General features: G+C 63.3%; 25 protein-coding genes and 1 tRNA gene. 11 read left to right on the top strand and 15 right to left on the bottom strand.

The window, feature by feature from the left end:
• Window positions 1-19: 19 nt before the first annotated feature.
• The 4 genes from HNP00_RS09500 to HNP00_RS09515 all read right to left on the bottom strand — a co-directional run bounded on the left by HNP00_RS09500 (window position 20) and on the right by HNP00_RS09515 (window position 5,527).
• Window positions 20-2,230 carry a DEAD/DEAH box helicase gene (locus HNP00_RS09500; RefSeq protein ID WP_184738340.1) on the bottom strand — a complete coding sequence of 737 codons (2,211 nt, stop codon included), beginning with the start codon at window positions 2,228-2,230 and terminating at the stop codon, window positions 20-22.
• A gap of 427 nt (window positions 2,231-2,657) precedes the next feature.
• A complete protein-coding gene (locus tag HNP00_RS09505) occupies window positions 2,658-3,320 on the bottom strand; it encodes an MOSC domain-containing protein (RefSeq protein ID WP_184738342.1) in 663 nt (220 codons plus the stop codon).
• A 21-nt stretch (window positions 3,321-3,341) separates the two neighbouring features.
• Window positions 3,342-4,016, bottom strand: a complete 675-nt coding sequence (locus HNP00_RS09510) for a response regulator (RefSeq protein ID WP_184738344.1) — start codon at window positions 4,014-4,016, stop codon at window positions 3,342-3,344.
• On the bottom strand, window positions 4,013-5,527 hold the full coding sequence (locus tag HNP00_RS09515; RefSeq protein WP_184738346.1) for an ATP-binding protein: 1,515 nt from the start codon (window positions 5,525-5,527) through the stop codon (window positions 4,013-4,015). Before HNP00_RS09515 ends, HNP00_RS09510 begins: the two co-directional genes overlap by 4 nt.
• A gap of 90 nt (window positions 5,528-5,617) precedes the next feature.
• On the opposite strand from HNP00_RS09515, the gene HNP00_RS09520 reads away from it, so the two are divergent.
• On the top strand, window positions 5,618-6,805 hold the full coding sequence (locus HNP00_RS09520; RefSeq protein WP_184738348.1) for an acyl-CoA dehydrogenase family protein: 1,188 nt from the start codon (window positions 5,618-5,620) through the stop codon (window positions 6,803-6,805).
• A 10-nt stretch (window positions 6,806-6,815) separates the two neighbouring features.
• Here HNP00_RS09520 and HNP00_RS09525 read toward each other — a convergent pair whose 3' ends face one another.
• The 5 genes from HNP00_RS09525 to HNP00_RS09545 form a co-directional block, all read right to left on the bottom strand.
• Entirely contained in the window at window positions 6,816-8,174 is a 1,359-nt protein-coding gene (locus tag HNP00_RS09525) for an MFS transporter (protein WP_184738350.1), read from the bottom strand.
• Window positions 8,171-8,695 (bottom strand): helix-turn-helix domain-containing protein, encoded by a 525-nt coding sequence (locus HNP00_RS09530; protein ID WP_184738352.1) that lies wholly within the window; start codon window positions 8,693-8,695, stop codon window positions 8,171-8,173. Before HNP00_RS09530 ends, HNP00_RS09525 begins: the two co-directional genes overlap by 4 nt.
• A 138-nt stretch (window positions 8,696-8,833) precedes the next feature.
• Entirely contained in the window at window positions 8,834-9,127 is a 294-nt protein-coding gene (locus tag HNP00_RS09535; protein WP_184738355.1) for a hypothetical protein, read from the bottom strand.
• 93 nt (window positions 9,128-9,220) lie between these two features.
• Window positions 9,221-10,384: a cystathionine gamma-synthase gene (locus HNP00_RS09540; RefSeq protein ID WP_184738357.1), complete on the bottom strand. Its 1,164-nt coding sequence runs from the start codon at window positions 10,382-10,384 to the stop codon at window positions 9,221-9,223.
• A 14-nt stretch (window positions 10,385-10,398) separates the two neighbouring features.
• On the bottom strand, window positions 10,399-11,784 hold the full coding sequence (locus HNP00_RS09545) for a cystathionine beta-synthase (protein ID WP_184738359.1): 1,386 nt from the start codon (window positions 11,782-11,784) through the stop codon (window positions 10,399-10,401).
• Between the two features lie 124 nt (window positions 11,785-11,908).
• On the opposite strand from HNP00_RS09545, the gene HNP00_RS09550 reads away from it, so the two are divergent.
• Window positions 11,909-12,337: a VOC family protein gene (locus HNP00_RS09550; protein ID WP_184738361.1), complete on the top strand. Its 429-nt coding sequence runs from the start codon at window positions 11,909-11,911 to the stop codon at window positions 12,335-12,337.
• A gap of 43 nt (window positions 12,338-12,380) precedes the next feature.
• Here the strand turns inward: HNP00_RS09550 and HNP00_RS09555 are convergent, their stop codons facing one another.
• Window positions 12,381-12,788, bottom strand: a complete 408-nt coding sequence (locus tag HNP00_RS09555) for a VOC family protein (protein ID WP_184738363.1) — start codon at window positions 12,786-12,788, stop codon at window positions 12,381-12,383.
• 138 nt (window positions 12,789-12,926) lie between these two features.
• Here HNP00_RS09555 and HNP00_RS09560 point away from each other — a divergent pair, with 138 nt between their 5' ends.
• From HNP00_RS09560 to HNP00_RS09570, 3 genes are all read left to right on the top strand, one after another.
• Window positions 12,927-13,919, top strand: a complete 993-nt coding sequence (locus tag HNP00_RS09560; RefSeq protein ID WP_184738365.1) for a DNA-3-methyladenine glycosylase — start codon at window positions 12,927-12,929, stop codon at window positions 13,917-13,919.
• 105 nt (window positions 13,920-14,024) lie between these two features.
• Window positions 14,025-15,500: a hypothetical protein gene (locus HNP00_RS09565; RefSeq protein ID WP_184738367.1), complete on the top strand. Its 1,476-nt coding sequence runs from the start codon at window positions 14,025-14,027 to the stop codon at window positions 15,498-15,500.
• Between the two features lie 95 nt (window positions 15,501-15,595).
• Window positions 15,596-15,892 carry a hypothetical protein gene (locus HNP00_RS09570; RefSeq protein WP_184738369.1) on the top strand — a complete coding sequence of 99 codons (297 nt, stop codon included), beginning with the start codon at window positions 15,596-15,598 and terminating at the stop codon, window positions 15,890-15,892.
• A 3-nt stretch (window positions 15,893-15,895) separates the two neighbouring features.
• Here HNP00_RS09570 and HNP00_RS09575 read toward each other — a convergent pair whose 3' ends face one another.
• Window positions 15,896-17,569 (bottom strand): AMP-binding protein, encoded by a 1,674-nt coding sequence (locus HNP00_RS09575; RefSeq protein WP_184738372.1) that lies wholly within the window; start codon window positions 17,567-17,569, stop codon window positions 15,896-15,898.
• A gap of 102 nt (window positions 17,570-17,671) precedes the next feature.
• Here HNP00_RS09575 and HNP00_RS09580 point away from each other — a divergent pair, with 102 nt between their 5' ends.
• On the top strand, window positions 17,672-17,950 hold the full coding sequence (locus tag HNP00_RS09580; RefSeq protein ID WP_184738374.1) for a putative quinol monooxygenase: 279 nt from the start codon (window positions 17,672-17,674) through the stop codon (window positions 17,948-17,950).
• Window positions 17,951-17,990: 40 nt separating this feature from the next.
• On the opposite strand, the gene HNP00_RS09585 is transcribed toward HNP00_RS09580, so the two are convergent.
• A complete protein-coding gene (locus tag HNP00_RS09585) occupies window positions 17,991-18,362 on the bottom strand; it encodes a co-chaperone YbbN (RefSeq protein WP_184738376.1) in 372 nt (123 codons plus the stop codon).
• A 164-nt stretch (window positions 18,363-18,526) separates the two neighbouring features.
• On the opposite strand from HNP00_RS09585, the gene HNP00_RS09590 reads away from it, so the two are divergent.
• Genes HNP00_RS09590 through HNP00_RS09600 form a run of 3 tightly spaced genes read left to right on the top strand, consistent with a single transcriptional unit; the run spans window position 18,527 to window position 20,968 of the window.
• Window positions 18,527-19,204, top strand: a complete 678-nt coding sequence (locus tag HNP00_RS09590; RefSeq protein ID WP_184738378.1) for a TetR family transcriptional regulator — start codon at window positions 18,527-18,529, stop codon at window positions 19,202-19,204.
• Complete coding sequence (locus HNP00_RS09595; protein ID WP_184738380.1) at window positions 19,201-20,175, top strand: ABC transporter ATP-binding protein; 975 nt, start codon at window positions 19,201-19,203, stop codon at window positions 20,173-20,175. Before HNP00_RS09590 ends, HNP00_RS09595 begins: the two co-directional genes overlap by 4 nt.
• Window positions 20,168-20,968: an ABC transporter permease subunit gene (locus tag HNP00_RS09600; protein WP_184738382.1), complete on the top strand. Its 801-nt coding sequence runs from the start codon at window positions 20,168-20,170 to the stop codon at window positions 20,966-20,968. The genes HNP00_RS09595 and HNP00_RS09600 overlap by 8 nt, the downstream gene beginning before the upstream one ends.
• Before the next feature lie 65 nt (window positions 20,969-21,033).
• Here HNP00_RS09600 and HNP00_RS09605 read toward each other — a convergent pair whose 3' ends face one another.
• Window positions 21,034-21,579 carry a thioesterase family protein gene (locus HNP00_RS09605; RefSeq protein ID WP_184738384.1) on the bottom strand — a complete coding sequence of 182 codons (546 nt, stop codon included), beginning with the start codon at window positions 21,577-21,579 and terminating at the stop codon, window positions 21,034-21,036.
• Window positions 21,580-21,718: 139 nt separating this feature from the next.
• Between HNP00_RS09605 and HNP00_RS09610 the strand changes: the two genes are divergently transcribed.
• Window positions 21,719-21,943: a hypothetical protein gene (locus HNP00_RS09610; RefSeq protein ID WP_184738386.1), complete on the top strand. Its 225-nt coding sequence runs from the start codon at window positions 21,719-21,721 to the stop codon at window positions 21,941-21,943.
• Between the two features lie 304 nt (window positions 21,944-22,247).
• Here HNP00_RS09610 and HNP00_RS09615 read toward each other — a convergent pair.
• Together HNP00_RS09615 and HNP00_RS09620 are read right to left on the bottom strand one after the other, a co-directional pair.
• Window positions 22,248-22,329 (bottom strand) — tRNA-Tyr (locus HNP00_RS09615).
• A gap of 128 nt (window positions 22,330-22,457) precedes the next feature.
• Window positions 22,458-22,724, bottom strand: a complete 267-nt coding sequence (locus HNP00_RS09620) for a hypothetical protein (RefSeq protein WP_184738388.1) — start codon at window positions 22,722-22,724, stop codon at window positions 22,458-22,460.
• Window positions 22,725-22,909: 185 nt separating this feature from the next.
• On the opposite strand from HNP00_RS09620, the gene HNP00_RS09625 reads away from it, so the two are divergent.
• The gene (locus HNP00_RS09625) at window positions 22,910-23,401 is read left to right on the top strand and encodes a YajQ family cyclic di-GMP-binding protein (protein ID WP_184738390.1); all 492 of its coding nucleotides are present in this window, start codon (window positions 22,910-22,912) and stop codon (window positions 23,399-23,401) included.
• Window positions 23,402-23,550: the final 149 nt, after the last annotated feature.

The raw sequence follows: 23,550 nt of genomic DNA on the forward strand, positions 1-23,550 counted from the left end.
ATCCAGGAACTAGTCCTGTTTACCACTTGCCCTTGCGGTTGAAGTCGCGGTGGCCGGCGTCGCCGCCACTGCGCGGCTTGCGTGCGCCGTTGCCGTGTCCGCCCAAGCGGGAATCGCTGCTCTGCCCGCGGTCGCTGTCGCCGTAGCTGCCGGCACCGGCGCTGCTGCGCTCACTGTAGGAACGTCCGCCGCGGTCAGCGGATGAACGCTCGCCGCCGGCGTAGCCGCCACGGTCACCTTCAGACTTACGGAACTCCTTCTTGAAGCCACCGTTGCCCTTGAAGTTTCCGCCACGGTCGCCACCGGAGTATCCGCCACGATCGCCGCCGCGGCCGCCACCGGAGTATCCGCCTCGGTCAGAGGCCGGCTTGCGACCGTTGTCCAGCTCAAGGTGAATCAGCTCGCCGCCGATCCGGGTGCGGGACAGGGCACGCAACTGCTCCGGGCTCAGGTCGGCCGGAAGCTCCACCAAGGAGTGGTCCGAGCGGATGTCGATGCCGCCGATCTGTGCCGAGGAGATGCCGCCTTCGTTGGCAATGGCGCCAACGATGGAACCCGGCATGACGCGCTGACGGCGTCCGACGGCGATCCGGTAAGTGGCGTTGCCCTCGGTCAGGGCGCGGGTGGGGCCACGGGAGCCGAAGCCGTCCTTGGAGCGCTCGCGCTTCTGGAATTCCGGTGCAGCCGGCAGTTCCTTGACCAGGAGCGGCTGGCCGCCCTGTGCCATGACGGCAAGTGCAGCAGCGATCTCCGAAGCCGGAACGTTGTGCTCCTCTTCGTAAGACGAAATCAAGTCGCGGAACGCCGCAACGTCCTCGGACTCGAGGGTCTCGGTGATCTTGTCGGCAAATTTGCCCAAACGCAACGTGTTAACTGTCTCGGCGGTGGGCAAGTGCATCTGCTCCACCGGCTGGCGAGTGGCCTTCTCGATGGAACGCAGCAGGTACTTCTCCCGGGGCGTCATGAACAGGATGGCGTCGCCACTACGGCCTGCACGGCCGGTTCGGCCGATGCGGTGAACGTAGGACTCGGTGTCGTGCGGGATGTCGTAGTTGACCACATGGCTGATGCGCTCAACGTCGAGGCCACGGGCCGCGACATCGGTGGCCACCAGGATGTCGATGCGGCCTTCCTTCAGCGCGTCGACAGTCCGTTCGCGCTGCTGCTGCGGAATGTCACCGTTGATGGCGGCGGCCTGGAAGCCGCGGGACTTCAGCTTGTCAGCCAGGTCCTCGGTGGCCATCTTGGTGCGCACGAACGCGATAACGCCGTCGAACTCTTCAACCTCAAGAATGCGGGTGAGGGCATCGAGCTTGTGCGGGCCCATGACCTGCAGGTACCGCTGGCGGGTATTGGCACCGGTAGTGGTCTTGGACTTGACGGAGATCTCGGCCGGGTTGTTCAGGTACTGCTTGGACATGCGACGGATCTGGCCCGGCATGGTGGCAGAGAACAGCGCAACCTGGCGGTCTTCCGGAGTCTGCTGGAAGATCTGCTCAACGTCCTCGGCGAAGCCCATGCGGAGCATCTCGTCGGCTTCGTCCAGAACCAGGTACTGCAGCTCGGACAGGTCCAGGGAACCCTTGGAGATGTGGTCGATCACACGGCCGGGGGTACCGACAACAACCTGTGCACCGCGGCGCAGGCCGGCAAGCTGGGGGCCATAGGCCGAGCCGCCGTAGACGGGGAGAACCGTGAAGTCATCAATGTGCTTGGCGTACGAGGTGAAGGCCTCGGCAACCTGGAGCGCAAGCTCGCGGGTCGGAGCGAGGACCAGGGCCTGGGTCTTGCGGGACGGGCCGTTGAGGTCGTGGAGTTCGGCCAGGCGGGACAGCGCCGGTACTGCGAATGCTGCAGTCTTACCGGTACCGGTCTGGGCGAGGCCCACGACGTCGCGGCCCTCGAGCAGGAGCGGAATGGTTGCCGCCTGGATGGGAGACGGCTTCTCGTAGCCGACGTCCTGCAGTGCGGCGAGGACGCGGGGGTCGATTCCGAGGTCGACGAAGCGGATACCCTCTTCCTCTTCTTCGGCCTGGGCGGGAGATTCGGCCGGAGCCTCAGCGGGTGCAGCAACCTTGGCAGGTGCTTCAACTTCAACAGGTGCTGCCGGCTCAATGAACTCAGCGGCAGGGGCTTCGGCGATTTCGGGGGTTTCGACAGTTTCGACGGCGGTCTCTGCTGTTTCGGCAGACTCGGCGGCGGCGAAGGGGTCGTTCAGTGTTTCGGGCATAGGGAAAGTTTCCTCATCCATAGGGGGCCAGTCGGCGCGGCCCGGTTGGGCTTGGCCGCAGTACACGTTGCGGGCAAAAGAACCAGGAGGCTCTGGTGCTCGCAAGAAGTCCGGCGCTGTCGCAATCCCATGGCAGGACTTCCCGCTGCATCTCTTGGCTGCTATCTCAGCAGTCTGTACAGCGTTTTCTTCGCCCGGCTCTCCCTATGAAACTGCCCACACACATTTTGCGGGCCCCAACACTGACCAGTCCTGCCTCAAGAATTGGGCAGGAAAAAGGGATTTCCGGAGTGGGGGATATTTCAATTGTAGGGCACAGACTAGCGTCCTCGTGACACAACTGTCGACGACGGCGGTGAGCTTGCGCACATCGGCGCCCAAGTGCCCCTCAAGTCCGGCTCTCTGGACGGCCGTCCGGAAGCAGCTTTCAGGCCTCGACGCCGTTGCGGCGCATGAGTTTTTCGAAGGTGTCGTGGTAGTCGGACTGCAGCAGGACTTCGCCGTCCGCCTCGGCGTCGAGCAGCAGTTGCATGTCCTCCAGGTTGGGGTTGCTGAACCATTGCCCCACAGTGATGCCATGCTTCGGCACAAACAATTTGTGGATGTAGTCCCCGGCCGAAATGGTCCCGGTCCTCACCACACGCAGGTAGGTGCCGACCCGTCCCGCCTCAGTGAAGCGCTTGACCCACTGCGGTTCATTCATGCGGCGCTGGAAGGTCGCGCAGGGCACCCTGGGTGAAGTGACTTCAACTTCCACGTCCAGGCCGATTTTCCAGCGTTCGCCGATCACGGCACCGCTGGTCTCGATTCCGGCGACGCGGAGGTTTTCCCCGAAGATACCGGCAGGCATTTCCCGCTGGAGTTCCTTCGCCCAGTAATCGGCGTCGGCTTGGGAGTAAGCATAGAGCGCCTGGTCCTCGCCGCCGTGGTGGATCCGGCTGGCTTGGATGTCTCCGTGGATGCCCAGTTTGTGGACCTTCACCGGGCCCTCAACGGGTCGTTTGTCAATGGCCGTCACCCCAACTGACCCCTCAAGGTCAGGCAGGAGCTCGTGTACCCGGCAAACAGCAAGCAACGATGCGGTATCCATGGATACAGTCTACGTACGCGGCTACGGATCGAAGCGATAGCCCATGCCGGCCTCGGTGTGCAGATGCCGGGGCTGTGCGGGGTCGCGTTCGAGTTTGCGCCGGAGCTGGGCTATGTAAACCCGCAGGTACTGGGTCTCCTTGGCATAGGCCTGTCCCCAGACCTGGGTGAGGATCTGTTGCTGGCTGACCAGTCGGCCGGCGTTGCGCACCAGCAACTCCAGGATGTTCCATTCCGTGGGCGTAAGCCGCACTTCGGCGCCGTCCTTGGTGATCTTCTTTCCGGCCAGGTCAACCAGGAAATCCGCGGTTTGGAGCGTCGGCACCTCATGCCGTGGTGCTGCCCGACGCGAGGCGGCACGGAGCCGAGCCAGGAGTTCATCCAGGCCGAAGGGCTTGGTGACGTAGTCGTCGGCGCCGGCGTCGAGGGCCTCCACTTTGTCTTCCGAACCATGCCGGGCGGACAAGACGATGATGGGCATGGTGCTCCAGCCCCGGATGCCCCGGATGACATCCACGCCATCCATATCCGGCAGACCAAGATCCAGCACCACAATGTCCACGGGCTGTTGTGCGGCGGCTTTGAGCGCGTCCGTTCCGTTGCCGACGCTGATGGCACGGTAGCCGTGGGCATGGAGATTGATCTGCATGGCCCGTGCGATCTGGACCTCATCTTCCACAATCAGTACCAGGTTCATGGCCGCCCTCCTGTCCACAGCGGGAGTGTGACCACCATAGTCAGCCCGCCTCCCGGAGTCGCCTCCGCCATGAGCGTACCGCCCATGGCTTCAGTGAATCCTTTGGCGACGGCGAGCCCCAGTCCGATTCCGCTGCGTCCGTCCCTGCTGGAGGCGGAATCATCGAGGCGTTGGAAAGGTTGGAACAACTCCAGTACCCCAGCGGGCGCGATCCCCCGGCCATGATCTGTCACCCGCAGTTCACTGGCCGGCCGCCCATCCACGGCAATGCCCGCGCCGGCGTGGGCCACCAGCACAACGTCCGAGTCCGGAGCGTATTTCACTGCGTTCTCCACAAGGTTCGCCACGACGCGTTCCAGCATCCCGGCGTCGGCCTCTATAAACGGAAGGTTGGCCGGAAGCTCGTTGCGGATCCGCTCCCCCGGCACGCCGCGCAAAGCCTCCGGCAGGATCTGGTGCCAGCCCAGGCCGCGCAGCAGCGGGTTCACGGCATCGGCGGTGATGCGGGACATGTCCAGCAGGTTGTCCACCAAGTGATCGAGGCGGTCGGCGTAGTCCTCGATGGTGGCCAGCAGTTCACGTTCGTCCTCCGGAGCGAACGTCACGTCCTCCTGGCGCAGGCTGCTGACGGCAAGTTTGATGCCCGCCAGCGGAGTGCGGAGATCATGGGAGACGGCGCGAAGGATGGACGTGCGCATTTTGTTGCCCTCCGCCAGGCGCACGTTGTCCTGCCTGCTCTTGACCAGCTGCTGCCGCTCCCGCAAGGCCACCACGAAAGCGCCGAACGCGGCGAGCATGCGGCGGTGCTGCTCGGACAGCGGGCCGCCCCGGAGGAGGAGCGTGTAATTGGGATCGACGACGGCGGCATGGTCAGCGGCCGCATGCGTCACCGGCGGTTGGACTCCGGAACTTGCGAGAACCCGCCAGCCCTGTCCAGTCCAGCCCTGTCCAGTCCAGCCCGGGCCGGCTGCGTCCGGCGACTCAAAAGTGGACAACAGCGTCACCGCGTCCATGCCGAGGTTGACTCGGACCTTGTCCAAGAAGGACTCCAGGCTGCCGTCCGAGCGTAGGATGCGCAGGGCCAATTCGCTCAGTGCCTTTGCCTCCGCGCCGGAGTGCGCGGCTTCCTGGGCCCGCCGGGTAGCCAAGCCCACAGCGAGCGCCACACCGCACGCCACGGCCAGGAAGATGACCAAAGTAAAGAGGGTGGAGGGGTCGGCAATGGACAGGGAACCCACGGGCTCGGCCGAAAAGTAGTTCAAGAGGGCGCTGCCAAGGACCGCCGCCACCACCGCCGGCCACAATCCCCCGATGGCGGCAACCGCGGCGGCGACGGCCAACTGGAGGAGCATGATCATGGCGAAGTTCCGGTAATGCAGCAACGACACCAAGACTTCTATGGTGACTGGAAGCAGCAAGGCCAGGACGAGGCCGGCCACTATGCGGCGTCGCCCGATCCCCTCGACTGCCGGTAGCGGCAGTCCTGTTCCATTCACCTCCGCCGCGGCCATGCCTCAATTCTGGCACGGCGCAGAGGTCAGCCGCGCGAGAGCGGACACTGCAGGCCGCCCGGGGAGCATGCCCGGCCTTAGGATGCTGGCATGAGCCATTCAACGACGAATACCTCCGATATCCTCGACCTCGATTCCCTCTTGAACAGCGAGGAGTTGGAGCTTCGCGAGAAGGTGCGTGACTTTGCGGACCAGCGCATCCGGCCAAACATCGCCCGGTGGTACGAGGACGCCGTCTTCCCGCGGGAGCTGCCGCCGGAGCTTGGTGAACTCGGTGTCCTTGGCATGCATCTGGAGGGCTACGGCTGTCCGGGCCGTACCGCCGTCGAATACGGCCTTGCCGCAATGGAACTCGAGGCTGGGGATTCCGGCATTCGCACCTTCGTGTCCGTCCAAGGTTCGCTCGCGATGACCGCGATCCATCAGTGGGGCAGCGAAGAGCAAAAGGAACAATGGCTCCCCCGGATGGCTGCCGGCGAACTGATCGGTTGCTTCGCGTTGACGGAGCCGACGGCGGGTTCGGACCCGTCGTCGATGGCTAGCTTTGCGCGTCGTGACGGCACAGGCAACGACGCCGGCTGGGTGCTGAACGGTTCGAAGCGCTGGATTGGGATGGCATCGATCGCCGACGTCATGGTGGTGTGGGCGAACACTGAGGACGGCATCCGTGGCTTCCTGGTTCCGGCGGAAACTCCGGGAGTCACCGTGACTCCCATCAAAGCGAAACTGTCCATGCGCGCCTCGGTCCAGTGCGATATAGGGTTCGACGCCGTCCGGCTAGGTCCGGAGGCCCTCCTCCCGGGTGCGTTGGGCCTCCGCGGCCCGTTCTCTTGCCTCAACGAGGCGAGGTACGGCATTGCTTGGGGGGCCATGGGCGCTGCCCGGGACTCCTACGAGGCCGCCCTCGAATATGCCGGAACGCGCATGCAATTCGGCAAGCCCTTGGCGAGTTACCAGTTGACCCAGGAAAAACTCGTCAACATGCTCGTGGAAATCCAGAAGGGCACCCTGCTGGCGCTACATCTGGGGCGGCTCAAGGATGCCGGCAAGCTGCGGCCGGAACAGATCTCAGTGGGCAAACTCAACAACGTGCGGGAGGCCATCAAGATCGCCCGCGAAGCCCGCACCATCCTGGGTGGCAACGGCATCACCCTGGACTATCCGCCGCTGCGCCATGCCAACAACCTGGAATCGGTGCGCACCTACGAAGGGACGGACGAGGTACACACCCTGATCCTGGGCCAGCACATTACGGGGATCCCGGCGTTCCGGGGCTAGGCTCCGGAGCCTAAGCTCCGACCGGGACGGGTTCCTTCTTCCCCGCGTCCTTGCGGATGGTCGCGCTGATGACTGCGGCCACGGTGCACATCGCGGCGGCGCCGATCCATGCGTAGGTGTAGTGCCCCGTGGCGTCGCGGATGTAACCGGCCAGGAGCGCGGCAGCCGCGGCCCCGAGCTGGTGCGCGGCGAAGACCCAGCCGAACACCACCGAGCCGTCGGCGCCGAACACCTTGCGGCAGATTGCCGCCGTCGGGGGCACTGTTGCTACCCAGTCCAGGCCGTAGACCACCACGAACAGGATCATGCTGGGTTCCACAGTGGAGCTCAACAGCACGGGCAGCACCAGTAGCCCGACCCCGCGGAATTGGTAATACACCGCCAGGAGCACCTTGGGGTTGAAGCGGTCGGTCAACCAACCGGAAGCGATAGTGCCCACGATGTCGAAGACCCCGACGACGGCCAGCAAACCTGCCGCGGTGGTTTCCGGCATTCCGTGGTCGTGCGCCGAGGGAATGAAGTGGGTGCCGATCAGGCCGTTGGTGGTGGCCCCGCAGATGGCAAAACCGGCAACCAGGGCCCAGAAAGTGCGCACTTTGCTGGCGCGTTTGAGCACCTGCAAGGCCCGCACGGCGGCGTTGGGCGTCTTGGCGCCTTCAATACCCTCCGCATCGGCGCCTTCCGCAGCAGGCGCGGCTGCCGCCGTCGTCGGCTCGCCTTCTTCGGCTCCATAAGGCTGGACTCCGACGTCGGCGGGTGAGTTTTTGAGCCAGCGCAGCACGAGCGGCACGACGGCGAGCGCGCCGGCAGCGATCAGCAGTGAGGCACCGCGCCAGCCGGGGCTCTGTGCAAGGACCGCGATAAAGGGAAGGAAGACAAGCTGTCCGGCGGCGCTGCCTGCTGTCAAGATGCCGATCACCAGGCCTCTGCTTTTCGAGAACCATGTGTTGGCGATGGTGGCGGCGAAAACAAGGGCCATGGATCCGGTGCCGAGTCCGATCAGCACACCCCAGGTCAGCAGGATTTGCCAGGACTGGTTCACGAACACCGTCAGGGCAGAGCCGAGGCCGATCAGGCACAGGGCGATCGCGGTGACGGTCCGGATGCCGAAGCGTTCCATGAGGGCGGCGGCGAACGGCGCAGTGAGCCCGAACAACACGAGGTTGATGCTCACGGCGAGAGACAGGACGGTGGTGGACCAGCCGAACTCCTGTTGCAGCGGAACCATGAGCACGCCGGGTGCGGCGCGGAATCCCGCGGCGCCCACAAGTGCCAAGAACGCGACGGCGGCCACCATCCACGCGGGGTGAAGGCGGCGCTTCCGCGGTGACTTGCCGGCCGAGAGCTCGGTGAGATTGGGTGCGGTCATGCGGTTGGCTCCGATTCGTTCGGGAGGTCAAGTGTTGGCGCCGTGGCCAGGGCGAGCGGCCGTTCCGATCGTGTGAGGCTATGCCAGCTGGTGTTGGCCGCCGTGAGCCGGGACCCGCAATGGGAGCAGGTATCGGCCGATACCGTCGGCAGTCCGCAACCATTGTGGATGACACGCATATGGGCGTTATCCGTGGGGGCGTCAAGATGTTTCTCGGACCAGATGATGATGGCGTTCAAAACAGGCAAGGCATCCTCGCCTTTGGTGGTGAGGACGTACTCTTGGCGAATGCGGGCGCCGTCCCTGTAGGGCCGCTGGGCAAGAAGGCCGGCCTCAAGCAGCCAACCCAGCCGCTTGCTCAGCACGTTGTCGGCCACCCCAAGGCGCGTCTTGATGGCATCGAATCGCCCGTTGCCGAAGAAGATCTCCCGCAGTACCAGGCTTCCCCACGGGTCGCCGAGGATATCGAGGCCTCGGGCAAGGCTGCACGTCCGCTCGGACCAATCGGATCGTAAAGGCATGGCAAGATCGTATCTGGCTTTTCTCAAGAAAGCTAGGACCTGCGGCCGATGAATGGAGATGGCGGCCTTCCGCTCCTGCCGGGAGGCCGCCGTCGTCTTCCAAGGAGCTACTTGATCGCTGGCGGGATAAGCACGCCGTCAGGCGGCGGGTCCTGCTGTCTGGAAATTGTGGACATCGTAGAAGGTCATCTCCGGCTGCTGAATTCCGAGTTCCGCCGAGATTGGACCGAGTGTGTCCTGGTAGAAGCTGTCTGCCTGTTCGCGTGTCTGCCACACATCGACAACCCGGGCCCCACCGTCAGTGCCGGACACCCAATGGAACAGCCCGCCCGCGGCCCCCGGTCCGCCAGGGGTGAGTCCAAGGCGCTCCACGACTTTGTCGTAGTCGTCGAGGTTGTTGCCGGTGAAATCCATGATTACTGCAATGGCCATAGTGGACCTCCATAGATTGCGGCGGGCGAAGAACCGTCCGCCAATCGCAACCGTAGACCTGCACCCATAGGGGGTCAACAGATTCGTGGACCTTCAGTCGGTGATGTTGCCGATCGCCTGCTCGAGGTCCGCGATCAGGTCTTCGACGTCCTCGATGCCGCAGGAAAGCCGGATCAGGTTGACCGGCACGGCCAGGTCCGTGCCCTTGACCGAAGCGTGCGTCATTTCCGAGGGGTAGTTCATGAGGGATTCGATGCCGCCGAGGGACTCGGCCAGCGTGAACACCTGGGTGGACTCGGCCACCTTGCGTGCGGCGGCTTCCCCGCCCTTGAACTGCACGGAAATCATGCCGCCGAACTTCTTCATCTGCTTGGCCGCGAGCTCGTGGCCAGGGTGGGAAGGCAGGCCCGGGTACAGCACGGCTTCAACTTCGGGTCGCTCGAGCAACCACTCGGCCACGGCCTGGGCGTTCTCGCTGTGGCGGTCCATGCGCACGCCGAGCGTCTTGAGGCCTCGGGTGGTCAGGAACGCATCCATGGGGCCGGACACGGCGCCGACGGCGAACTGCACGAAGCCGATCTTCTCGGCCAGCTCGGCGTCCTTGACCACGATGGCGCCGCCTACCACGTCCGAGTGGCCGCCGATGTACTTGGTGGTCGAGTGGACCACGACGTCGGCACCCAGGGCGAGCGGGGTCTGCAGGTACGGCGACGCGAAGGTGTTGTCGACGACAAGGAGGGCACCGGCGTCGTGAGCTACTTTGGCGAGCGCTTCGATATCGGTGATCTTCATCATCGGGTTGGACGGGGTTTCCACCCAAACGATGCGCGTCTTACTCGCGGCGACGGCCGCTGCGACGGCGTCAAGGTTGGACATGTCCACTGGTGTGTTGCCGATGCCCCACTCACCAAGCACGCGGTTGATGAGCCGATAGGTTCCGCCGTAAGCGTCGTTGCCCAGGACGATGTGGTCACCGGGCCGGGCGATTGCACGGATCAGGGAGTCCTCGGCGGCAAGGCCCGAGCTGAAACTGAAGGCGTGGGTGCCACCTTCCAGCGCGGCCAGTTGCTCCTGAAGCGCATCGCGGGTGGGGTTGCCGCCGCGGCCGTATTCATAGCCGTCGCGCAGACCGCCTATGCCGTTCTGGGCATACGTCGAGCTGAAGTGCAGCGGCGGAACCACGGCGCCGGTGCGCGGTTCGAAGGCCTGGCCGGCATGGACGGCACGCGTGTTGAATCCTGCTTCGTTTGCAGACATGTGAACTCCTAGTGTCAGTTGCTCAGGTAGGCGAGAAGGTCGTGGCGGGTCAGGATGCCCACGGGAGCTCCGACGAACGTCACCATGACGGTGTCGACGTCGGACAGCAGCTCGCGCGCGGCGGAGATGGTTTCGAGTGAGCCGATCACCGGCAGGCGCTCCCCCATGTGCTCGGAGATCTTGTCGGTCAGTTTCGCCTCGCCACGGAACAGCTTGGTGGTCAAGGTGCGCTCATCGACCGCGCCGAGGACTTCGCCCATGACCACCGGCGGTTCCTGCGAAAGGACCGGAATGTGCGAGACCCCGAACTCATTCATGATGTTGATGACATCGCGGACGGTCTCGTTGGGGTGGATGTGGACGAGGTCCGGCATCTCGCCGGTCTTGGACTTGAGCACCTCACCGACGGAGGCCTCCTCGCCACCAGAGAGGAAGCCGTAGGACCGCATCCACTTGTCGTTGAAGATCTTCGCCAGATAGCCGCGGCCGGAGTCCGGCAGGATCACGACGACGACGGCTTCCTCGCCGAGGTCTTTGGCCACCTGCAACGCGGCGACCACTGCCATGCCGGAGGATCCTCCCACCAGAAGGCCTTCCTCGCGGGCCAGGCGACGGGTCATCTCGAAGGAATCGGCATCGCTGACGGCAATGACGTCGTCCGGCACGGTCTTGTCGTAGTTGGCCGGCCACATGTCTTCGCCGACGCCTTCCACGAAGTACGGCCGCCCGGTGCCGCCGGAGTAGACCGAGCCCGCGGGGTCCGCCCCGATGACCTTGACTCGGCCGCCGTCGGACTCCGCCCGGTCGGCAGATACATCCTTGAGGTACCGGCCTGTGCCGGTGATGGTGCCGCCCGTGCCCGCACCGATCACTACGTGAGTGATCTTGCCGTCGGTATCACGCCAGATCTCGGGTCCGGTGGTCTCGTAGTGGCTACCGGGGGCGGCGGGGTTGGAGAACTGGTCCGGCTTGTAGGCTCCGGGGATTTCCGACACGAGCCGGTCGGAGACGCTGTAATAGCTTTGGGGACTGTCCGGGGCCACGGAGGTGGGAGTGACCACGACCTCGGCTCCGTATGCCTGGAGTACGGCACGCTTGTCCTCGCCCACCTTGTCCGGGACGACGAAAATGCACTTGTATCCCTTTTGCTGGGCCACCAGGGCAAGTCCTACTCCGGTGTTGCCAGAGGTGGGTTCCACGATGGTTCCGCCCGGCTTGAGCTTTCCGTCCCGCTCCGCCTGCTCAATCATCTTCACTGCGATGCGGTCCTTGATGGAGCCGCCGGGGTTCACATATTCGAGCTTCACCAGAACGGTGGCTTTAATGTCCCCGGTCACGTGGTTGAGCTTGATGAGCGGGGTATTGCCAATGAGGTCCAGAACGGACTGGGCGTACTTCATAGGTACCAAGTTACCGCTTGGCAAGGGGTGCTCCGATGCTAGCCGTGCCGGGTCCATGTCTAGCCAAGGGATGGCCTCACGGGGCAAGCTAGCCGTGACACCCTCCAAGGAAAGGACATGCACCATGGATTGGACCCTCGAAGTGGTTGTGCTCCCTGTGAGTGACATCGACCGTGCTATCGAGTTCTACCGCGACAAGGTGGGCTTCAACCTTGATCACAACACCACCAACGAGCACATGCACGTGGCCCAGCTGACTCCCCCGGGCTCCGGATGTTCGATCGTCGTCGGCGACCTGCCGGCGCAGAACGAGATGGCGCCGGGTTCCATGCGGGGTCTGCAGCTTGTCGTCGCGGATGCGCGCGCCGCACGCGAAGAATTGCTCGGCCGCGGGGTCGAGGCCAGCGAAATCACCGTCTTTGACGAGCGCGACGGCGGCACGTTCTTCGGCTTCGCCGACCCCGACGGCAACACCTGGGCGGTACAGGAACTCAAGGTCCGCGCCCAGAAGCCATTGATTCCGGCCGAGGCCCGCGGGCGCTTCGGGGAATAGGGCCAGCCCGGGACGATCCCGAACTAGCCCACGAGCAATCGCCTTATTCAGCCGATGCAGGGCTTCCTGCCGAAGAGTCGGTCTGCCAGAGGCCGAGGATGTTGCCTTCAGTGTCCTTGAAATACGCGTAGTAGCCCATGCCCGGAACAGCATCCTTGCCCTTGACCACCGAACCGCCCGCACTCTCGATCTGGCCAAGCGAAGCTTCGATGTCTTCGACGTCAACCGTGATGATGGGCGTCTTCAACTCTTCCGAGCGCGGGAACAATGCACCATTGATGGCCCCAGGCGCGCTCGGCATGCCCGTCTGCGGGTCTGAAGGCGTAGTGATTGCGATCGTGTAGTCCATCTCCTGCATAGGGTTGAGCATCCAGCCGAAGGCACCCTGGTAGAAAGTGTTGGCCCGCTCCTTGTCGTCCGCGGGGATTTCGAAATGCACTACACCGGCCATTGCGTTCTCCTGAGATTGTCATGGAAGGCGCAGACGCCCCGCGCCACACGTGGAGTCTAGTCGTGCGGGTTTCGCGGCGTAAGGGCTTGGACGCCGCTCTTTTGGAGTGTTGTCGGACGAGCATGCGACCATGAATGAATGACCATCGTCGATGCCCCACCCGCCGCAGCGGCTGCGGCCGACGCGTCCGTGCGATGGCACTCCGGCGGCCCGTTCGACCTTCTGCAGACACTGGGAATCCTCATGCGCGGCAACGGGGATCCGTCCTTCGCGGTGCGGCATGACGGCGTGTGGATGGCGTTCACGACGCCGGACGGTCCAGTCACCCTACGCCTCACCGCCGCCGGACGGGGACCGGACACGCATGTGGATGCCCAGGCTTGGGGATCCGGCGCGGGTTCTGCGATTAACTCCGTGCCAGCGTTGCTGGGAAGCGGTGACGACTGGTCGGGCTTTGACGAAGCCGCGTTCCACGCCACGCTTCCGCGCATGGTCAGGGAAGCCCGACGCCGGAACCTCGCCGTCCGGCTGCCCTCCACCGGGCGGGTGGTGGACTCGCTCGTGCCCACGATTCTTGAGCAAAAAGTCACCACTATCGAAGCGCGGCGGGGCTACCGCTACTTGATGTACCGATACGGAACTGAGGCCCCGAGCGCTGGCCGCGCTTCGACGTCGGGCTTTCCGTCGGGCATGCTCGTCGCGCCGTCCGCAGACCAATGGCTGGCCGTTCCCTCGTGGGAATGGCACAAGGCCGGCGTGGGTCCCCAGCGTTCGGCAACGGTCATGCGGGCGCTGCGATCCGCCGTCGCGCTTGAACGCCTCGCCTCACTCAGCGCGGCGGAAGCCGGAACAAAGATGCAAACCATCCCGGGAATCGGTATCTGGACTGCTGCCGAGGTTGTCCAACGGACCCACGGCTGCCCTGACTCGATCGCGGTGGGCGACTACCATTTGGCCTCGTATGTCGGCTATGCCCTCACCGGCAGGAAAGCGGACGACGCAGGAATGATCGCCCTCTTGGAGCCTTGGCGCGGGCATCGGCAGCGAGTGGTCCGGATGCTCGGGCTCAGCGGCTTCCGCAAGCCAACGTTTGGACCGCGCATGACCATCCAGGACCACCGCAGGCACTAAGCCGGGCCCGTTTGCCTAACCGATGGGCTCTTCTCCCCATGTCGGAGAAGTATCTCCATCGTTTAGGGTTCTGCCAGGACATCAGTTCAAATTCTTGGGGGATTCGTGGCAGGACTTTACGGTGCGGACGTTGGCCAACTAGGCAATCTGGCTGAGCAGCTCAGCAAGTCTTCGGCCATGTTGGAGGCGGCTAGAACCGCGCTGACAAACCAGCTCAACGGGTCCACGGAATGGAAAGGTTCGGACGCGGACCGGTACCGCGCAACGTGGAACCGAGAACATCGGGCGCTGCTGAACCAGGTGATCCTCGGACTGGCCGCGGCCGGAAAATCGGTCCGAGCCAACGCCGACGAACAGGAAAAGGCGAGCGCAGATTCCGGCGGGTTCGGCGGACCGAAATTCGCAGCCGGAACTGGAAGACCAACGATTCCGCAAGACCTTCCACCGGCCGAGCAAATCGGGACTCGACGAAATCCCGATCCCGGAACTGCCAACTTGAGCCAGGATGAGGTCCAGAGACTCAAAGAACTCGTGGACAAGGCCGGGGATGCGAACAACTTCTGGATGGGAAATGACCGCGACGTCACCGCACTTCGCGATGCCTTGGGCAAACTCAGACCCGCTCAACTCAACCAATTCCTGGAATCCTTGACAGATGAGCAACTGCGGACCCTGGCAGGCGGCGCAGCTCAGGACGGAAAAGGAATCCTCGAATGGCAGGGAACCACCCCTTTCGAACGCCAGGCGTTGCTTGACCAACTCCTTTCGAAGGCGTCGCCCGAGCAGGTGGAAAGAATCAAAGCCCTTTTCCCGTTCGCCCAACCCAACGCCGAAGCCGGCGGTGACGCTGCTCGCGCAGCCGCCGACTCCAGGAAAGGGCAGGCCGTAACGTTCAAAAATCCCGCCGGTGGGCTTGGCAGCGGAAGCTACCAAGAGGTCCACCAGCAGGGCTACGGTGACTGCGGCACCATGGCAACCCTTGCCGCCCTGGCCAAGAGTGACCCGGGTTTCGTGTCGAGCCACATTTCTGACAACGGCAACGGCACCGTGTCCGTCAAGCTCTACGACAGCGACGGCCACGAGCAATGGGTCACCGTGACCAAAGATCTTCCCACCCAGGACGGCCACCACTACAAGGGCGCCAACGGAGGCGGCAACATGGACGATGCGAATGCCGCCAACTGGCCCGGCTACTTCGAAAAGGCCTTTGCCCAGGTGTACAACGACGACTCCGACGGGTACCACCCGGGTGAATACAGGGCGATAGAGGGCGACTTCCCGGACAAACTGGCCCCCTACTTCACCGGGACCAAGCCGGAGGTCCTCGACGGAGCCGACGCTACGTGGGGCGCCGTAGCGGAAGGAAAAACTGTGGTGGTGTCCACGAGCGTCCCAAGTCCGGACGACCATGGGCGCAATCCAGGCTTGGTGGGCGCCCATGTCTTCTTCGTCAAGGGAACTGATGCCAGTGGCAATATCGTTTTGGGCAACCCTTGGGGCGGAGCGGAAAACGATGTCTCCATCTCCAGGGACGATTATAAGAAGTACTGCACACAGGGCGCGGTGGTGAATCACAAATGAGATCAATCCTAGCTACGTGCGTGCTCGTCCTTCTCGCATTGACAAGCTGTTCCACCGGCACACCCCAGACGCGTGAACCCACAAAGGAGACCACCATGGACTCATCCTGCACGGACATCGGCAAGTACATTTTCCGGATGAGCATCCCGTACCCGGATCCCTTGTTACCCGATTTTCCTGATGGGAGCCCCGGGCCGGGCTTTGTTATTGCCGCCAAGAACGCTCCCGGAGAGCCGGGCCGTATTGCCGTCACTGCGCACGCCACAGGCCGCAGTCCGGAAGGGTTCTATTCGATATCGGTTGGCGACGAGATCACCTATGAGGGCTACACCATCAAGATCACGTCAATCTGCGAGAAAGAAGCCCGCTTCGACTTGGTCAAACAGCCCTGACGACTAGAGTCCCAGGCGAGCGATCGCCTCTTCTCGCATGTCGATCTTGCGTACCTTGCCGGACACGGTCATGGGGAAGCTCTCCCGTATGTCCACGTAGCGCGGGATCTTGTAGTGGGCCAGCCTGCCGCGGCAGAACTCCTGGACTCCAGCCAAGTCCAAAGCCGCTCCTGGCTTGAGGATGATGCAGGCCATGAGTTCCTCGCCGTACTTGGCATCAGGCACTCCGATCACCTGGACGTCCTGAATGGCGGGATGCCGGTAGAGGAACTCCTCGATTTCGCGTGGATAGACGTTCTCGCCTCCGCGGATGACCATGTCCTTCATGCGGCCCTCGATCACGATGAAACCGTCAGGGTCCATCCGGGCGAGGTCACCGGTATGCATCCAGCCGTCGTCGTCGATTGCCTCGGCCGTTTTCTCCGGCTGGCCCCAATACCCGGCCATCACGGCGTAACCTCGCGTGCACAGTTCGCCGATCTCCCCCCGTTCCATGGTTTCGCCGGTGCTGGGATCCACGATCTTGGACTCGAGGCGGGGCATGGTGCGCCCTACTGTCGTGGTCCTCTGCTCCAGTGTGTCAGCCGCCAGGGTCATCGTGGACACGGGCGAAGTCTCGGTCATTCCGTAGCAAATGGCCACGTCCCGCATGTTCATCTCCTCGATGACTCTTTCCATGACCTCGATGGGGCACAGTGAGCCGGCCATGACGCCGGTGCACAGCGTGGAAAGGTCATAGGAAGCGAAATCGGGCAAAGCCAGCTCGGCGATGAACATGGTGGGCACCCCGTACAGGGAGGTCCCGCCAAAATCCTGCACGGCTTCCAAGGCTGCCGCCGGGGTGAATCCTCGGCCGGGAATGATGGTGGCCGCGCCGTAGCTGAGGGCATTCAAGTTCCCGATCACCATGCCAAAACAGTGGTAGAACGGCACCGGAAGGACCACCCGATCGCGTTCCGTGTAACCCAGCAGCCTGCCGATCTGGTTGCCGTTGTTGAGGATGTTGTGGTGCGTGAGCGTGGCGCCCTTGGGGAAGCCTGTGGTCCCCGAGGTGTATTGCAGATTGATGGGATCGTGCGGGCCCAGTTCGGCCATGCGCGCCTTGAGCGCTGAGGGCGCGACGTCGTCCGCCCGCTTGAGCAGTTCGGCGTACGTCAGCTCGGCGTCAGTTTGTGGCCCGCCTGCGTTGAGCATGTCCAGTCCGAAATCGGGAAGGAAAACCAGCTCCCGAAGCTCGGGGCAGCTACCCAAAGCCCCACGGGCCATAGCCACATAGTCGCTGTTCTTGTCAGACGGCGCGGCCACCAGCATCCGCATGCCGTTCTGGCGGACCACGAATTCGAGTTCGTGGCTGCGGTACGCCGGGTTGACGTTGACCAGGATCGCGCCCGCCTTCGCCGTGGCGTACTGCAGGATGGTCCATTCGGCGCAGTTCGGGCTCCAGATGCCCACCCTGTCACCCTTGGCAACGCCCACGGCGAGCAGCGCACGCGCGAGCCGATCGACGTCGTCGTTCAGTTTTTCGTAGCTCCAGCGCCGGGCCTCACCGCCCGGCACGGGAGCCGCTTCGATGAGCGCATCCCTTAGCGGGAACTGCGCCGCGACGCGCTCGAAGTTGGCGCCGATGGTCTCTTCAAGCAGCGGGACGTCAGTGTCCCCGGCTGTGTAGGAAAGCATGAACGCACGCTACCAACTGAGCCGGTCCGAGAGAAGACTTTTGCTTGGAAGTCCTACAAAATATTTCGAAGGCTGGCCAGACCAGCCGGTAAGGTGAAGCCCATGAGTGCACCCATCGACCTGCAGGCCACGTTCATTCCCAACGACGGCGAATTCTTCCGCGTCAAGCTCGCGCTGGAAATCGCGATCGACGAGGTGGTGAACGAGCCGGGCTGCTTCCGTTACGAGCTCACCGAGGCCAACGAGGACAAGGTGGTCCTGACCGAGCAGTGGGCCTCCGAGGAGCACCTCGACATCCACTCCAAAGGGATCGCCGTCCAGGACCTCAACGAATCGCTTAGCGCGCTGCTGGCAGAACCGGTCAAGCTCGAGCGCCTTTAACTAGCTTCGGCTGCTCCCGCGGGAGCAGCCGAATCCACTTCTAAGAGTTTTCTGCGCGCTGCTTTGCGATGTGCGCGTGGACCTCATCCATATCGAGTTCCTTGACGGCCTCGATGACCTGCTCCAGCTGGGGTCCGTTCAGTGCGCCCGGCTGGGAGAACACGAGGACTTTTTCGCGGAACGCCATGAGCGTGGGGATGGAAGATATGCCGGCTTCGGCCGCGAGCTGCTGCTCGGCCTCGGTGTCCACCTTGGCGAAGAAAACATCGTCGTGCTTCTCGGAAGCGGCTTGATATGTAGGGGCAAACTGCCTGCACGGGCCGCACCACGCTGCCCAGAAATCCACCAGGACAATGTCATTGCCCTCAATGGTCGATGCGAACTGCTCGCCGGTGATGTCAACTGTAGCCATGCTTCCACGGTACGCGACCGCGCCGGCGAAGTCGCCTTTGTTCGCTACCCGGCAAACCGGGAATAAAGCACGACGACGGCCGCTGGGACCCGACCGAGCCGAGTCCCTGAGGGAATATCACCAAACTCTTGCGAGCCGTTGAACAACTGTTTAGCATCTTAAACATGCGTTCAATAGCTGACGATCTCAGCACCCGCGCCCGCATCCGGGACGCCGCCATTGCCCTGTTCGGAAGGCAAGGCTTCTCCGCCGCCACCATCCGCGCCGTCGCTACTGAGGCCGGAGTCAGCCCTGGCCTTGTGATCCACCATTTCGGCAGCAAAGCTGGCCTCCGGGAAGTCTGCGACAGCTATGTGTTGGCCGAAACCGCGGGACAGGGCATCCGGAAAACCGACCCTCAAGAGGTGGGGACGCAGATTCAGGAGTTCCTGTCACACCCCGAGCAATACGCCCACGAGATCGCCTACGTCCGGCAGTCCCTCAGCGACCAGTCCGACGCCGGCGACGCCTTCTTTGACGCCGTGGTGGCCCAAACCCGGGCCATCATCGAGGCTGGAATCGCGGGCGGCACCGTCCGGGCCTTCGACGACGTGGCAACCACCGCCGTCGTGGTCGCGACGAATAGCCTTTCGACGCTGGTGCTCGGCAGGCACGCGGCCCGGGCAGTCGGGACGAGCGAGCTGGGTCCTGACATGCTCCGCGCGTTGACGCTCCCCACCGTCGACCTCTACACCCACGGTTTCTACACCGACACCCGGTTCCTCGATGCAGCGCGCGCAGCCCTGGAGGCACCGGCGCCTGCACCGGCACCGGCACCCACTGGAACGGAGACCGCATCATGAAACAGGCAATCGTCGTCGAAGGCCTGCGCAAGCAGTTCGGCCGTCGGGAAGTCCTGCACGGCATCGACTTCAGCGTGGAACCGGGCAGCGTATTCGGCGTCATCGGCCCCAACGGTGCGGGGAAGACCACCACCATGCGCTGCCTGTTGGACATCATCCGCCCAAGCGGTGGACATGTTCAGGTGCTCGGCGAAGATCCGCGCCACGCCGGACCCGAACTGCGACGCAGGATCGGCTATCTCCCGGGCGAGCTATTCCTGGAACAGCGCATCACCGGACGCAGGCTCCTGGACCACTACGCGGCGATTAGCGGCCCAGTGAAACCCGGACGTATCGACGAACTCGCGGAACGTTTGGACCTGGACCTCGACCGCCACACACGCAAGCTTTCCAAAGGCAACAAGCAGAAGCTTGGGCTGGTCCAGGCGTTCATGCACAGCCCCGAGCTCCTCGTTTTGGACGAACCTACCAGCGGGCTGGATCCCTTGGTCCAGCAGGAGTTCCTGGCCATGGTGAGGGAAGTCCGCAACAACGGACAGACCGTCTTCCTGAGTTCGCATGTCCTCAGCGAAGTCCAGCAGGCCGCGGACGAGGTGGCGATCCTGCGGGACGGCAAGATCGTCACGGTAGCCACCGTGGATGCCCTCCGAGAGACCGCACTTCGGCACTTGCGGCTCACCGCCAGCGGCATCACAGCGGACGACGCCGGTGCGCTGCTAAGCCGGGTACCCGGCGTCGGGGCCCTTGAGGTGCTCGAAGTTGGCGACGGCGTCGAGGTCTCCGCGGTTCTGGAAGGCGGCATCCAACCGTTGATACAGGCACTGTCCATGCTTGAGCTGAAGGACCTGGTGCTGGAAGAGCCGGACTTGGAGGAATCGGTGCTGAAGCTGTACGGAATGCCTGGAAACGGCAAGCGAAACGGCGCTGGACGCAAGCCTTTGGAGGCATTGAAAGGAGCCGGCGATGAATAGGAAACTGCCTCTCTTCAGGCGGGCCTTCCTGGACCCTTGGCGTTCAACCCTAGGCTGGGCGGGCGGATTAGCGGCTGCGATCGCGCTCTACCTCCCTCTCTTCCCTTCGATCGGCGGAAGCTCGCAAATGCAGGGCATGATCAATGCCTTGCCACCGGAAATGACCAAGGCCTTGAACTACGACCAGATCGCCACAGGGACCGGGTACACCCAAGCCACGGTGTTCGGGCTCATCGGCTTCCTCCTCATGACAATCGCCACCGTTTCCTGGGGCGCTGCCGCAGTAGCCGGTGACGAGGAGTCCGGACAATTGGAACTCACGCTTGCCCACGGGGTGACCAGGATCCAGGTCGCGCTGGAGCGAGCCTTGGCCATGGCGTTGCGCGTGGTCCTGCTCGCGGTGTTGGTCCACGTGCTGATACTCACGCTCAACGAATCGGCGCAGCTGAAAATCAACCCGCAAAACCTGTTCGGTGCCACGGTCATGTTTGCCGGCCTCGCGCTCCTCAGCGGCACGGGGGCACTTTTTGCCGGAGCACTGACAGGGCGGAAAGCATACGGGCTCGCGGTGGGGGCGGCCATCGGCGTGTTGGGTTACGTGTTCAACGCCGTGGGCAGGCAAAGCCCGGACCTTAACTGGCTGCTCAATCTCTCCCCGTATCACTGGGCCTACGGCAACTCACCGGTGACCAATGGGGCGGATTGGGCCGCCGCCGGCTGGCTATGGGGAATCTCGGCGGGGCTGGTGTTGCTGAGCGCGGTTGCGCTGCAAAGGCGCGACGTCGGGGCGTAGCAGCGCGTGAGGGCGCGCGGACCCAAGGTGCGGAGCGGGACTAGCGCCACAGGTGCGGGGCGGGACTAGCGCCACAGGTGCGGGGCGGCCTTGCGGGCGCCGGGGAGCCCATTGTTCTCCCGCCACTCGTGGATCCATTCCGGAAGCTCGAGGTCCGCGGGAGGCTCGCCGAACTCAGCCAGGATTTCCTCCTGGCTCACGGGCCGCCCTTTGGCGACAAGCCGCGTGGCAATATGCGCGCGGGCATAGATCTCGCCATCCACCACCATGCGTTGCTCAAAATAGATGGCCTTGGAATCAAGTCCGATGATCTTGGACTCAATGGTGTATTGCTGCCAGAGCTGCAGGGACTTCCGGAAAGCGATGGTCTCCCCCGCAGCCACCGGACTCCAGCGGCGGCGCCGCATCTTTTGCCAGATCCCTGCACGCACCATGAGGTCGAAGCGTCCCAGGTCCATCAACGAGAAATACATGCCGTTATTGACATGCATTGCGATATCGATGTCCGTAGGCAGCACGCGCATGGGCAGCGACGAGGTATCCCAAACGCTGAGTCGGCTCCGCTTGGACGAAGTGAACAAGAGCAAGAGGGTTCGGAGAAGCAGATGCATGACCACCATGTTACTCCCGAGTAACATTCGGCAATAGCTTTGTTTTGTGTGTCGCTGCATGGCTTGACGTTTACCGCCGGTTCACGTGCCACCGGCAGAATGTCTGAAAACAAATTGCAGAAGGCATTAAGGGGATCCAGTGAGCACCACCAAAACCGCCAAGGTACACGTTGATGTGTGGCCGGAACTTCCGCTTCACCAAGAGCTGGTCCTGCAGGACACCCGGGGCAACAGGATCGTTGGCACTTTGGACGGCATGACCAGTGACCGCAGCACCCTGTGGATCCAGTTGTCCGGCGGCTTGGGCCGCCAACTGGTGCACCACATGGATGGATACTGGCTGGAGCCGGGCAGCGCGAGCTAGCTGTCCCCCACCGGGGTGACCACGCGCCGTCGCGACCTTCTTTAGATTCGGAAAGCGTTTGCGACGCGGCGAGTCGCGTTATTTCGACGCTGGTACGCGGCAAAGAAGGTCAGGAAAGCGCGGCCAGGAGACCGGCGACACGGAAATCCACCGCCGACACCCCTAATCGCTGATGACACCCGAATTCCGGTGTCGAGGGTCCATCTGTGTCCCAGAGGATTTTCCGCGTCGAACCGCCCGTCCCAAACTACCCGGACAAACAAAAAAATCCCCGGAACCATGTGGTTCCGGGGATTTAATTTTGTGGCAGATGAGGGATTCGAACCCCCGTAGGCGTTGCCAGCTGATTTACAGTCAGCCCCCTTTGGCCGCTCGGGTAATCTGCCGAACTTCAAAGAAGTCACTCCCGATCATCGTTTCGTTTCCGATCCGGTAAGCGCGAGCAAGACAACCTTACAGAACTTCCGCCGAAGAATCGAATCGAGGCCTGGGAGGCCCAAAATTAGCCGAAATCTCATGCATCGCCGAGTATCCGGCCAGCCAGCTTGGCCTCGAAACTGACGGCTTGCTCCATCGTGATCTGGTTGAGCTGCACCGCCCGCAGCAGGTCAGCGTGGACACCATCCATCCGGGATGCTGCGTCCGGGACCGGGCTCAGGACCACGGAAGCGGCGAGTGCCGCTGCCGCAACCGCACTTGCGGCGGTAGCAGCAGCGACTCCGATTGAACCGGCGGCGGCAGCAGCTGACTTGGTGACGTATCGGACGGCTCGGTGGCTCATAGTGCTCCCTTTCAGGATGGGCTGTTCCAACTGGTACAACTCTGTCCGGGCAGTCTCGGTTCCGGCCCTGCGTCGGCTGTGAGCGAACTGTGAACGTACGGCACACACAGGGCGCTTCCGTACTAGGCTGGATGGCAGACAAAACCGCCCGTTTCCGGGCCACACCACCGATCAAGAGGAGAGTCATGGCAGGCGAATCCACATTCGACGTCGTCAGCAAGGTAGATAAGCAGGAAGTTGCCAACGCGCTCCACCAGTCCCAGAAGGAAATCGCGCAGCGTTATGACTTCAAGGGCGTCGGCGCCGAGATCGACTTCAGCGGCGAAAAGATCCTCCTGAAGGCCAACTCCGAGGACCGCGTTCTCGCCGTTTTGGACGTGTTCCAGTCCAAGCTCATCAAGCGCGGCATCTCCCTGAAGTCCCTCGACCAGGGCGAGCCCTTCCCCTCCGGCAAGGAATTCCGCCTGGAATGCTCCATCAAGGAGGGCATTGCCCAGGACATCGCAAAGAAGATCAACAAGATCATCCGCGATGAGGCCCCGAAGTCCGTCAAGTCCCAGATCCAGGGCGACGAACTCCGCGTCACCTCGAAGTCCCGCGACGACCTCCAGGAAACCATGAACATCCTGAAGAAGTTCGAAGAGGCCGATCTCCAGTTCGTAAACTTCCGCAGCTAAGCTTCGGAAGTACGACGACGGCGCATTGCCCCCTGAGCGGGCAACGCGCCGTCGTCGTTTCATTGCGTGAGGGGCCTGTCACGCCACGCAACTTTTTGATCGCCCGCCAGGCAAGGAACCGCGGGAACTCCACGGCACTGCCGGACACG

The organism is Arthrobacter sp. AZCC_0090, from assembly GCF_014207375.1.
In the GTDB taxonomy this organism is placed as follows: Bacteria; Actinomycetota; Actinomycetes; order Actinomycetales; family Micrococcaceae; genus Arthrobacter.

Coding starts and splice junctions, on each gene's coding strand:
- HNP00_RS09595 (WP_184738380.1), top strand. CDS start 19,201: ATGAAACAGGCAATCGTCGTCGAAGGCCTGCGCAAGCAGTTCGGCCGT.
- HNP00_RS09575 (WP_184738372.1), bottom strand. CDS start 17,569: ATGCTTTCCTACACAGCCGGGGACACTGACGTCCCGCTGCTTGAAGAG.
- HNP00_RS09560 (WP_184738365.1), top strand. CDS start 12,927: ATGACCATCGTCGATGCCCCACCCGCCGCAGCGGCTGCGGCCGACGCG.
- HNP00_RS09570 (WP_184738369.1), top strand. CDS start 15,596: ATGGACTCATCCTGCACGGACATCGGCAAGTACATTTTCCGGATGAGC.
- HNP00_RS09625 (WP_184738390.1), top strand. CDS start 22,910: ATGGCAGGCGAATCCACATTCGACGTCGTCAGCAAGGTAGATAAGCAG.
- HNP00_RS09530 (WP_184738352.1), bottom strand. CDS start 8,695: ATGCCTTTACGATCCGATTGGTCCGAGCGGACGTGCAGCCTTGCCCGA.
- HNP00_RS09515 (WP_184738346.1), bottom strand. CDS start 5,527: ATGGCCGCGGCGGAGGTGAATGGAACAGGACTGCCGCTACCGGCAGTC.
- HNP00_RS09545 (WP_184738359.1), bottom strand. CDS start 11,784: ATGAAGTACGCCCAGTCCGTTCTGGACCTCATTGGCAATACCCCGCTC.
- HNP00_RS09500 (WP_184738340.1), bottom strand. CDS start 2,230: ATGCCCGAAACACTGAACGACCCCTTCGCCGCCGCCGAGTCTGCCGAA.
- HNP00_RS09525 (WP_184738350.1), bottom strand. CDS start 8,174: ATGACCGCACCCAATCTCACCGAGCTCTCGGCCGGCAAGTCACCGCGG.
- HNP00_RS09510 (WP_184738344.1), bottom strand. CDS start 4,016: ATGAACCTGGTACTGATTGTGGAAGATGAGGTCCAGATCGCACGGGCC.
- HNP00_RS09600 (WP_184738382.1), top strand. CDS start 20,168: ATGAATAGGAAACTGCCTCTCTTCAGGCGGGCCTTCCTGGACCCTTGG.
- HNP00_RS09550 (WP_184738361.1), top strand. CDS start 11,909: ATGGATTGGACCCTCGAAGTGGTTGTGCTCCCTGTGAGTGACATCGAC.
- HNP00_RS09620 (WP_184738388.1), bottom strand. CDS start 22,724: ATGAGCCACCGAGCCGTCCGATACGTCACCAAGTCAGCTGCTGCCGCC.
- HNP00_RS09540 (WP_184738357.1), bottom strand. CDS start 10,384: ATGTCTGCAAACGAAGCAGGATTCAACACGCGTGCCGTCCATGCCGGC.
- HNP00_RS09505 (WP_184738342.1), bottom strand. CDS start 3,320: ATGGATACCGCATCGTTGCTTGCTGTTTGCCGGGTACACGAGCTCCTG.
- HNP00_RS09580 (WP_184738374.1), top strand. CDS start 17,672: ATGAGTGCACCCATCGACCTGCAGGCCACGTTCATTCCCAACGACGGC.
- HNP00_RS09590 (WP_184738378.1), top strand. CDS start 18,527: ATGCGTTCAATAGCTGACGATCTCAGCACCCGCGCCCGCATCCGGGAC.
- HNP00_RS09520 (WP_184738348.1), top strand. CDS start 5,618: ATGAGCCATTCAACGACGAATACCTCCGATATCCTCGACCTCGATTCC.
- HNP00_RS09535 (WP_184738355.1), bottom strand. CDS start 9,127: ATGGCCATTGCAGTAATCATGGATTTCACCGGCAACAACCTCGACGAC.
- HNP00_RS09555 (WP_184738363.1), bottom strand. CDS start 12,788: ATGGCCGGTGTAGTGCATTTCGAAATCCCCGCGGACGACAAGGAGCGG.
- HNP00_RS09585 (WP_184738376.1), bottom strand. CDS start 18,362: ATGGCTACAGTTGACATCACCGGCGAGCAGTTCGCATCGACCATTGAG.
- HNP00_RS09605 (WP_184738384.1), bottom strand. CDS start 21,579: ATGCATCTGCTTCTCCGAACCCTCTTGCTCTTGTTCACTTCGTCCAAG.